13 protein-coding genes are annotated in these 10,239 nt (G+C 58.0%); all 13 read left to right on the top strand.

Going from position 1 to position 10,239, the window contains the following annotated elements; genetic code table 11:
* The 13 genes from HNR46_RS07695 (at nt 1) to HNR46_RS07635 (ending at nt 10,228) form a co-directional block, all read left to right on the top strand.
* Nucleotides 1-180 (top strand): hypothetical protein, encoded by a 180-nt coding sequence (locus HNR46_RS07695; protein ID WP_184017448.1) that lies wholly within the window; start codon nt 1-3, stop codon nt 178-180.
* Between the two features lie 112 nt (nt 181-292).
* Entirely contained in the window at nt 293-1,384 is a 1,092-nt protein-coding gene (locus HNR46_RS07690) for a phage protease (protein ID WP_184017446.1), read from the top strand.
* Nucleotides 1,385-1,411: 27 nt separating this feature from the next.
* Entirely contained in the window at nt 1,412-1,816 is a 405-nt protein-coding gene (locus tag HNR46_RS07685) for a hypothetical protein (RefSeq protein WP_184017444.1), read from the top strand.
* 20 nt (nt 1,817-1,836) lie between these two features.
* Nucleotides 1,837-2,769 (top strand): major capsid protein, encoded by a 933-nt coding sequence (locus HNR46_RS07680; protein WP_184017442.1) that lies wholly within the window; start codon nt 1,837-1,839, stop codon nt 2,767-2,769.
* A 5-nt stretch (nt 2,770-2,774) separates the two neighbouring features.
* Complete coding sequence (locus tag HNR46_RS07675; protein WP_184017440.1) at nt 2,775-3,092, top strand: hypothetical protein; 318 nt, start codon at nt 2,775-2,777, stop codon at nt 3,090-3,092.
* A 67-nt stretch (nt 3,093-3,159) separates the two neighbouring features.
* On the top strand, nt 3,160-3,594 hold the full coding sequence (locus HNR46_RS07670; RefSeq protein WP_184017438.1) for a hypothetical protein: 435 nt from the start codon (nt 3,160-3,162) through the stop codon (nt 3,592-3,594).
* A 2-nt stretch (nt 3,595-3,596) separates the two neighbouring features.
* A complete protein-coding gene (locus tag HNR46_RS07665; RefSeq protein WP_184017436.1) occupies nt 3,597-4,055 on the top strand; it encodes a hypothetical protein in 459 nt (152 codons plus the stop codon).
* Between the two features lie 2 nt (nt 4,056-4,057).
* Nucleotides 4,058-4,246 (top strand): hypothetical protein, encoded by a 189-nt coding sequence (locus HNR46_RS07660; protein ID WP_184017434.1) that lies wholly within the window; start codon nt 4,058-4,060, stop codon nt 4,244-4,246.
* 12 nt (nt 4,247-4,258) lie between these two features.
* Nucleotides 4,259-4,822 carry a hypothetical protein gene (locus HNR46_RS07655; RefSeq protein ID WP_184017432.1) on the top strand — a complete coding sequence of 188 codons (564 nt, stop codon included), beginning with the start codon at nt 4,259-4,261 and terminating at the stop codon, nt 4,820-4,822.
* Nucleotides 4,822-6,057: a hypothetical protein gene (locus HNR46_RS07650; RefSeq protein ID WP_184017430.1), complete on the top strand. Its 1,236-nt coding sequence runs from the start codon at nt 4,822-4,824 to the stop codon at nt 6,055-6,057. Before HNR46_RS07655 ends, HNR46_RS07650 begins: the two co-directional genes overlap by 1 nt.
* A complete protein-coding gene (locus tag HNR46_RS07645; RefSeq protein WP_184017428.1) occupies nt 6,054-6,494 on the top strand; it encodes a hypothetical protein in 441 nt (146 codons plus the stop codon). The genes HNR46_RS07650 and HNR46_RS07645 overlap by 4 nt, the downstream gene beginning before the upstream one ends.
* Nucleotides 6,494-8,380, top strand: a complete 1,887-nt coding sequence (locus HNR46_RS07640; protein ID WP_184017426.1) for a hypothetical protein — start codon at nt 6,494-6,496, stop codon at nt 8,378-8,380. Before HNR46_RS07645 ends, HNR46_RS07640 begins: the two co-directional genes overlap by 1 nt.
* A 3-nt stretch (nt 8,381-8,383) precedes the next feature.
* A complete protein-coding gene (locus HNR46_RS07635; protein WP_184017424.1) occupies nt 8,384-10,228 on the top strand; it encodes a hypothetical protein in 1,845 nt (614 codons plus the stop codon).
* Nucleotides 10,229-10,239 lie beyond the last annotated feature (11 nt).

The following is a 10,239-nucleotide window of genomic DNA, read 5'->3' as shown; positions in this document are numbered from 1 at the left end:
ATGGAACGCGACGAAGAGAAACTGAACGAGATCATCGACGAGTTGATGAGGAGTGAAATCTCTCTCGAGGAGGCGCGCCCTCGACTGATGGCCGCAGGAATGACGGCGGATCAAGTTGAATACATGATTGCAGGGATGGGAGACCTTGGCTTGGCTCCTCCTCCCGAGGCGAACCGGTGATGGGGCTCTCGAACCTGTCGCAGCGGAGATTTTGAGCGGTGGCATTCCCTTCTGATGGTGGGGACCATCGCGACGGCTGGGAGAGTAAGAAGGGGGACTGTTCCATTTTGGCATGATCACTCATGTCACCGCCTTCGCGATGGCGCTCCCCGACGGGAATTCAGCGCCGGCCGAGATTGTCTATTTCCCCGAGGGCACTCACACCATCACGCCTCTCGTAAACGGCAAGGCTGGCAGGCTGACTGTGAAAGTCTCTCCGGATCGTGGCCCTTCCATCGCGGCGAAGCTTCAGCAGGACCTTGCGGAGCGCCAGCGTGAGAATGTTCGTCCGATCTTTGACTTCGAGCACAAGAACGGTGCCGCCTCAGCTATTCCGACTGGCTTTCGATATGAGGTGGGCCGCGGCGTGATTGCGGCCGTCGACTGGACGGACAGTGGTCGCCGTGCGGTCGAGGGACGGGATTTCTCATACTTCTCGCCCGAGTTCCTCCTCAACCAAGAAACAGGTGAGCCAACGGGCCTCCCAAAGCGGGGACCACTGGGTGGGCTGGTGAATGATCCCGCCTTCCGCGAAATCCCTCGTATTGCCGCGGCCAACGCCGAGCACCACTTCAAATCAAACCAACCTGACCCCATGGCTACTGCCCTCATCCTCGCCACCTGTGGCCTGCTTTCCGAGAAAGAGGCCGCGCTCGAAACCGCCGAGACCCTCGCTCGAACCCGAATCTCCGCCATGCGATCCGACAGTGAAAAGCTGAAGGATGTGGAGGCGAAGCTGGCCGCATCTGACAAAGAAAACGCGGATCTCAAGAAGCGCCTCTCCGACATGGAGGAAGCAGACAAGAAGGCTAAAGCGAAACGAGCTGAGACTGCTGTCGAAGATGCGGTGAAGGCAGGTCGCATCGCGCCGAAAGACGAAGCGACTAAGAGCTTCTGGCGAAACACGATCGAGAACGGTGGGGAAACTGCGGTTGCCGCTCTCAATGCAATTCCGGCGACCCATGGTGCCGATGACATTGAGACGCCAGCGCTCAAGATTGCTGCCGGCGATGGGCGCAGTTCCGTGAGCGAGTTTGAGAAGAGGGCTGAAGCGCTGATCTCGGCCAAACAGGCTACGAGTTTGGATGAGGCTTACGCACAAGTCGCCGCCTCGAACCCGCGACTCTACGAGGATTACTGCAAGCAGTTCGATACCCAGAACTAACTCTTCCCCTTCATTCTCTCAATCATCATGGATACTTACTCTGAAGGACCCTACAAGAGCTTCCAGGAGGAGACGCTTGGCGATCTCGTCGACAAGGAAGGCTTCCTCGTGATGCTCGGCAACGCCGACAACACCGTCAAACTCGCCACCTCAGGTGATGCCGCTATCGGCGTCCTGCATCAGCGCACCAGCATGGAATCTCGCGAGGTCGCAGTGCGGCTGCTCGGCAAGGGCGGAACAGTGAAGGTCAAGGCCGGCGGAGTGATTGCCAAGGATGCCCGCGTGATTTGGGGCGCCGGTGCCAAGGTAATCACCCAGCCCGCCGTCGCAGGCTCCTATCGCACATTCGGTCGGAAGACCGCCATGGGCAACAGTGCGGAAGATGACGTCGTTGAGATCATTGATGTCATCGAGCCGGTCATTGTCCCCTAAAACCTCATCCTTGAAGCTTCATGAAATCGACCGCAATTTTTAATCACGTCCTCACTCGCACCGCTTCGGAATACGCCGTCAATGAGGCGGAATATGCAGCGGGAGCGTTGTTCCCCGTCTTCCCCGCCGCCGTGCAGGCAGCTCGCTTTCCAGTGTGGCTAAGGGACAACCTGCTGACCGTTCCTGCCGTCAAGCCTCGAGCTGCTGGTGCGCCGTATGAGCGTGCCGACCTGACACTCGACGAAGATACTTTTGCCACTCGTGACTACGGTATCGAGCTGCCACTCGATGACCGGCAGAAAGCGATCTACGCAAGTGCTCTTGACGCCGACCGGGGCAAGGTGCAGCGGGGCACTCGCATTCTGCTGCTCAACAAGGAACAGCGCTGCCATGATCTGGCCACCGGTGGAGGCGTGCCGAGTTCCTCTCCCGGCACGAAGTGGGATGCCGCTGGAGGCGATCCTATTGGCGACATCAAAGCCGCACGCGAAGTGATTCACGACAACTGCGGTCTCGACCCGAACGTGGCGATCATCCCTCGTGACGTGTTCAACATCCTGATTGAACTCGATCAGATTCGGGACAAATACAAATACACCCAAGGTGGGAACATCACTGCGCAGATCCTTGCTGCAATCCTCCAGGTGGATCGTGTCGTGGTCGCAGGCACGGTGAAAAATGCCGCCGCCGAAGGCCAAGCCATCAGCGTGGCAAAAGTATGGGGAGACTCGGTGGTGCTGGCGCATGTGTCAGCAACGCTGGATCTTGAGAGCCCGTCTTTCGGTCGGACCTTTGCATGGTCTGGTTACACAGGAGCAAAGGGAGGCGAGATCGCGGTCATGAGCTACCGCGAAAACAACCCGCCCGCGCTCATCCATCAGCTCAAGCACGACGTCGACGAGAAGATCGCGGCGGCTGCTTGCGGTTACCACCTTTCCAACGTCCTCGGCTGATCATCATGAAATTCATCGTGAAAGATCCGAACGGGGTTCTCCTGAACGGAAAGCGAATTCCGCAGGGAAAGCAAATCACCGCCCATCCCGGGAGTTCGCAGATTATCGCCTGGAGACGGTTTGGACAGGTCGATGCAGTCGACGAGCCTGAGCAGAAGGAGGCCGAATCCCCATCGGACGACGATGAACCTTCCGCCAAAAAGCGGGCCAAGAAGCAGGCCCGAAAGAAGGAGGACGGGGACTCTGATGACTCCAAACCGAATGGCGCTGAGAGCGGCGAAGACAACCCGCCCGACCCGATAGAATCGGAGTCCGAGAAATAATTCCACACCACCCAAAGCATGATGGCCCCCGCCCGAACCTGCGGGTGGGGGCTTGTTTTTGAAAGCCATGGCCTGGATTGAATTCACACCCGCTCAAGTAAAATTGAGGCTCTCAGCACGAGAGCTGAATCACTATGTCAACCAGTCGAAGGCTGACGGCGAAGATGCGGAGGCGCGAATCACCGAAATAGTTTCGCAGGTTTGCAATGAGATCCGCGGCAAGATCAGAGCCAATCCAGATGTCGCTGGGTTGGGTCCGGATGGCACCTTGCCAGACTCATGCATTTCCGCTGCCGCCATCATTGCGCGGCATTCCATGATCACTCAAGTCCCGCTGGACATCGGCGAGATCGATCCGCGTCGGGACGAGTACCGCGATGCACGCAAGTTCATCGACTCGATCCCGAATCAACCAGGGGAAATGTTCGTCGACCCTCACGAGAGCACTTCAAGCCGTCCTTCGAGTGTCTGTTGGGGTGGTGACCGTAAACTCAATTTCTGACGATGAGCACGTGCATCTATTCCACTGCTTCGGCGATTAAGAATCAGCTTCGGGACAAGATTCCCGAGCTCGCTGACGCGTGCATGGTTGAGAGGCAAAACAACCTGGCGTCCATGATCGACGCCGCAATTGGAAAGGGTTCAGAGATCTATTGCGTGGTTTCGCCGCAAAGGGGCCGCAATGGCTCCGAGAACTTCCGAAAGCCTCGATTCGTTCTTTCCTATCTCGTGACGCTCTACGCGCCAGCTCTGCTACAGGACGAGGATAGCACGGCAGCCGACGAAGTCATCGAGTCAATGGTGGCCGCGATCCACGGTTTCGAACCAGCGAATCTTCCGAGTTCTCAAACAAAGCAATTCCTCGTCGTCCCTGAGTTTTTCCCTGCGCGGCTCGAAGGTCACGCCGTTTGGCAGATGCGTGTCCTTCTGCCCTCTCAAGGCGTCACCCTTTCATTTGAATAATCATGAAGACCACACCCGAACCCGAACCCGAGCCGAAGCTTCAGGAGGCGAAATCCGTGAAGGCTGTCGTTCTGGTGGCCCGCACTCAAATCAGAGGCCACCACAAAGGCAAAGGCGCTCGCATCACTCTCGACGCCGATAAGGCCAGGCAGCTTGCCGCCGAAAAGAAGATTCGCATCCTCAACTCATAACACCCTCATCTGATGTTTCCACTCACCGAAGAACTCCTCATTGGCGCCCTCATCCACTTTGTTCCCGCTGGAACCGAGGTGGGCGATCCGGCAGAAGCCGTGGCCATCGACTCCAAGCCTGCCGACCTGACTGATTACGACGGCTATTCCTTGGGCTCGATCAACCGCGTTCAGCATGCTCCCGCGAAGAAGGAAGAAACCCGCGAGGCCTCCCGGCCAGAAGGTGGATACTTTGAGCGCAAGCGCGAGTGGGTCATCCGCGACGAGTTCACCTTCCAAACGCTCGAATACAACGAGATCGTTCACCAGCTCGCTTTCGGTCTCGCGACGGCGCCGACCCCTGGGACGACTCAAAAGCCCTTTGAGAAGTCGTTTCGTCATCTGGACGGCTGGATGAAGATCAAGGCCATCAAGGAAGACGGCACCGAGCTTTGCACCTTCGAGCTCTGGGTTCGCCTTCGCCTCGGCGACGTGCCCGAGTGGAAGAATGAGAGCGGTATGCCTACCTACCAGATTGAGTATATCAGCAGTGGTGAGGCAGAGCTTGATGGAGTGACTTTCCCCGCGGCGGTCTGATGCGCGAGAGTGACTGGCGAGTGGTCTGGGATCCCGATGGTGAGTCACCATGGGTGATCCTGGATTTTGGCGATTTGATGCCAGAGGAACTCGCGCAGTCGCTTGCCCAAACTGTGACTGTCGGTCGCTTCGATCTCGCGCCGACTGGCAAGCCAGCGGGAGGTGGAAACCGGATCAAGCGATTGAAGATCGGGAAAGTGACCGAGCACGGAAGCAGTGCCGAGGTCCTGCATGGCTGGTGCAGCGCCATCGCAGCTGATCCATGGGGAGCAAAGAAGCTCCTCAAAGTCATGCCGCGAGAAGGCGCGGCGAGATGGTTTCGAGCTGCGCTGGAAACGTCGGACCATCAGGTGATCGAATTTCAGCGCACTCAGCACACATGGGATTTCCGCATCGGTATTGGCCTCGTGCAAGCGGGCGATGGAGTCACGATTATTGGCGGCTACTACAATCCACCGACTGACGAGACTCCGAATGGAACCATCACTATTGAGATTCCTAGCGGCAGTGGACCGGGAGGAAACGACTATAATCCTGGAGACAAGGTCCAAATCACCGGTGTCGCTGGAATCAATGACGGGGTCTACACAGTAGGCGGAACGGGTAATGGGGGAGCGGGTGGCCAGTCCCTTGAAGTGGATGCAGACCATGACGAGCCTCCGGTGGAGACCTACGAAGTGAGCGGAGGAGGGCAAAGTGGCACTCATACCGTGACGGGAGCGTATAAGATCCACTTCGTGGGCTGCTCAGGCGGTGCCTATTCCTATCGGGTTCAGGGCGGGGCGTGGCAAAGCCTAGGATCCCTGGATGCCAACGGGGATGGACAGGTAACAGGGGCGCGGAGCCTGTCGTTCGTGATCTATCAAAACTGGTGGTATTCCACTAATACCCCTCCTGTCCTCGATCCTCTCGTGATCGCCTCTGGCAATAGCTACGCGAACGGCGGTCCGGAGGGATCGAATTGCACCTGCACTGTTGACGTTGGAGTCACGGTTGAACTGCGGAAGGATGGTGAGATCATCGACAGCCATCAGGTGGTAATCGCGAATCGTGCGAGCAAGACATACGCAGGAGGCAGCTCCAATACTACCACTGCACGGGCAGGGATGGTGTTGTTCACCCTTCTAGGAGCCGGAGTCGAAGGAACCGATGAAGAGAGGGATTCGCAGAGATACCCGACCGGTGCTCCGAAGACGATATCTGGGGGAACCGCCTCACCCATGGTCGACGCATGATTTTGGAATCAGCAGCACAGTGGGCATTTGCGATCGATGGGGACGAATATGAATTCGTAGCCGCCGGTGGTTGGATCGTTGGTGCTCCGAAGGCGATTGCTTCGCAGAGGATGTTTGAGGCGAGCGGCGTCCTCGCGATGTGGGGATTTTTCAAACCTCTTGGCGGGGCGACTGCGCGTATCACGCTGGGAGTTGAGGTTGAGCACGCCGATCGTGAGACGCAGCAGGCGCGACACCTCGACGTCGGTGAAAGCGGCCTTCCCATCGGAGCCGCCGGCGTGTTGCAGCTCTCCTTTGAGGACGGCTCAAGGTGGGTTTTTGGCCCGGCCGTCTGCGCCGGCGTGACGCCGGGACTTCCGTTCTACGGACGAGCAACGACGTGGGAGCAGTGGACCTTCGTCGCGGATCCTCGACCAACATTTACCGAGGCTGACTGATGGCAAACGACAAAGATTTCAAGATCGGCATCAAGACGACGGCCGACACCAAAGGAGCGGCGAGCGCCAAAGAGGCAGTGGACGAACTCAACAGGTCGTTGGAGGTTGTCGAAAAGACCGAGCAGGAGCGAAATGCTCATCGAGCGCAATTCCTCACAGCTGCTGAGCGGGAGGTGGCCGAAGTCGAAAGGATTGCTGCTAGCTATCGGAATCAGACGAAGGAGATTGAGAGTATTCCCGAGGAATCTTCTCAGGCGGCGAGATCAATTGACGCGCTTGAGCAGGAGGTCGTCCAGCTGCAGCGAGAGCTGATGAAGCTGGATGTCGGGTCTCAGGAGTTTCTCGATATGGTGCCTCGAGTCCGTGCAGCTGAGACGGCGCTTGCTGACGCGGCTACGGAAGCTCGGCGTCTAGGAGCAACGATTACAAGTAGCAGCGGGGCAGGGGGCGTCCGAAATTTTGGAGCGCTTGCCCAACAAGCAGGCTATCAGGTTGGAGACTTTGCGGTGCAGGTGGGCATGGGCACAAATGCGATGACAGCGTTTGCACAGCAGGGATCGCAGCTGCTGGGTTTTCTGGGTCCGGGAGGAGCCCTTGCGGGGGCCGCACTCGCAATTGGAGCTGCGATCTATGGTGCAATGAGCCGAGCGAAGGATGGTGCAGAAGAAGCTGGAGACTCGATTGAAGGCATCCAAGAGAGGTGGGAGCAGCTGGATGAAACGTGGAAGAAGATTTCGAACGACAGCACGGTTGGTGTGTTTCAGGCAGAGAGCACGGCGATCGATATCCAGACGGAGGCAATTCAGCGTAACATTCAGAAGCGCCAGGAATTTGAGGAGCAGGCAGGAAAGCTGGACAAGAATAGAACCGAGTTTGCCGTTGGGGAGTTAGAACGGCAGGCTGCTACGGGCCTGATCAGTCAAGACGAAGCATCCGCAAGGGTGTCAGCTCTGCGGGAGCGATTTGCTGAAAGGGAGATCGCCCGTCTTGAGAGAGTTGGTCGGCTCGACGTTGAGAGGTTCGAAGCAGAGGCAGCAGCAGCCGTGGCTAAAAAGAACAATGCAAGGCAGGCCCTTGAAGACGCTCAGATCGCGAAGGCTCAGGCAGAGGCTCTTTCGCATTTAGTGGAAGACATTACCAACCTATCGGTTCCAGCAACCTATGTGGGTGCGGTTGGGCCTGCGGCACCAAGCAAGGCGCAGGTAGACAGTTACAACTCGGTTTTTGCGGACGTTGTGGGCAGACTAAAGGGGACCGGTGTTGAGCTTAGTGATCAACCGTTGCTCTCTGAGATTAAGTCTCTCATCCCGACGCTGCAGAAGCAGATGGAGGATGCAACTTTGGCGTCAGAGACTGAGACCAAAGCGGCGGAGAACCTGTCCAAAGCCGTGGAAGATCTTCGGCAGGCTTCCATTGCCGTGGACCGTGCACAAAATGCGGCGGATGATGCAGTTGATTTGCGACGTAGCCAGCAGGTCAATGAGGTGGCCACAAAGAACGCTAATGTGGCGAATGCAGGGATTTCAGAGGTGGAGCAAATGAGCGGGGAGCTCATCGCTCGTGAGATTGATAAAATAGTCAGTGGCCTGGTCGACGGGGCGAATAGTCCTGTGGCAAAGGAAGCACAGGACAAGATCAATGAGATCCTGCGAAATGGCTTTCAGGCTGGCGAAAGCGATCAACTCCTTCAATTGATCCAGCAGCTCAGCAGCCAGATTGGCGACCGTGATGCAAATCAGGTTGCAGCATATCGCGCTGCTGTGGACGCGCTTGGAGCAGCCGAGAATGCTATTGGCACCGCCCATCGCAGTATGGAGCGAGCGACTTCGAGTCTTACACGTCGGATAGAGGCTCTAGAGCAGTCAGCCCGCAACCCCAACCCGTAACCGATGGCAACCTGGACGATCAAGGGCGAAGCAGGGAAGGCGGTCGACGAGACGGCGCGGAGTCTCGCGGACGTGCAGGCCGAGGGAGTTGAGCCGGAATATCAGAGTCTCGCTTCCGATCGGCTGGCGTGGAGAATTTGGCTCGATGACCCGGTATCCGCGACGATCCTCGTGCCCGATCTCGGGCAGAAGATCAGCCTGTGGCGGGACGACGTGCGGCAATTTGATGGATGGGTGACCACGCGCGAGATTGATTTCGATGGCGAGAACGCCTACGCGAACATCGTAGTCGAGGGTCCGTGGTGGTGGCTTTCTAAGACACCGCTATCCAGTGAGGTCGAAGATCAAACAGACTCCGAATCCGAGCGTACACAGTTCGTGCTGGCGACCGCCTCTCCGAGGACCTGGCTGATTGCACTCATCGCCCGTGCGGTCGCTCTCGGGTGCCCAATTCGGGAAGGGTCGATCGCCAGTGTTTTCACCTGCCCTCGCCTCAGCCTGAGGAACATCCCGATCAGTGAGGCAATCTCTGAGGTGATGCGCTGGGTTGCCGATGGTATCGTCTATTTCGACTACACAGTGGAGGGGTATCCCGCGTTGTGCATGCAGCGGCGGCCGGCGGCCGCGACATTGACGATCACCCCTGGTCAAACGGTGGTCCCTTTGATTCGCATCAGACCCCGCCTCGATCTCGAGCTGGAGCAGGTGGAGGTGCTCGCTGCCACTCGGACGACGGTGGACAACAAGCGGGCGACTACCTGGACGACAGCAACGGCAGGCGTGGTGACGAGCGCCCTACCGAAACGTCAGCTCAACCTCGTCTCAGGCCCCGAGATTGATACCTGGTTGCCTCAGGATTTCACCGACTCGGTGGTGGTGAGATCGTTGCCGTTTTCTGGGAACGGAGGCGAACTCCTCAGGCTAATAGAGCCAATTTTTGCGGCGACCTCCGCTGCGAATCCCGGTGTGGGACCATTCTATGAGCAGCTGGGAGCGATCCACATCAATGTTCCTGGCATCAAGTATTTGGGCCCAGATCCGGCGAACTCCCTGAGAAAGCTCTATGCCTACTCGGTCCGAATGACGGACACCGATGGAGGGGTAGTTCCGGCGAGCTTCACTCATTTCCTCACCAAGGGGGATGCTCAGGATTGGTGGGCGCAGGCTGGGATCGAATACAAGGAGGTGGTTGTGTCTGCGATCGCCTACAGCAAACGCATCGATCCCGATGCGACGCCTGAGAGGCCAGAGTGGGCCGAGCTACTCGGTGCCGACACCTTTGCAACCATCTACGGCGGGAACCACTACCGGTACGACTGGAAGCTGGTCTCAGGCCGTGCGATTGCGGTGAAGACGTCCTGGCCTGCGGACACCACCTTGATCCGTCCCGAAGACTACGCATTCGTCAATCCTCCGGAGGGCCTCGCAGACAATCTGCTGTCGACTCAGAACTGGTTGCCGTGGGAGGGGACTGTTTCCGCGGTTCAGGATGCCGATCCGCCGAGCGGCCATCCTCTCGGTAGTGCAATGAACATTGCCGGATTCCGCCCCGAGACGGCGAACATGAGGGCGCTGATCAGCGGCTACAGCTATTCGATCGCGACGGGGAAGAAGACCTATCGACTCGGGTCGCCGCTACGCCACGCCTATCGGGATCTCGTCAATCGGTTCAGAGCGTCGGGCAACGACAACATCGTGTGGCTGGTGGATTCTGTTAGCGGGGATCCGGGAGAGAATCCTCCACCCGATCCAGAACTCGAGATCCCGTCTGCAGGTGAGTTCGAGCTGATTTTCGGCGGCGAGGCCGTGGTCTACAGCGGCTCACCCATCTCCTTCACTGAAGATTAACCCTTCCCCCT

The sequence above is a fragment of the Haloferula luteola genome (genome assembly GCF_014201715.1).
Taxonomy (GTDB): domain Bacteria; phylum Verrucomicrobiota; class Verrucomicrobiia; order Verrucomicrobiales; family Akkermansiaceae; genus Haloferula; species Haloferula luteola.
Note: the sequence above shows the minus strand (reverse complement) of the source record. Positions and strands in the feature narration are given on the sequence as shown.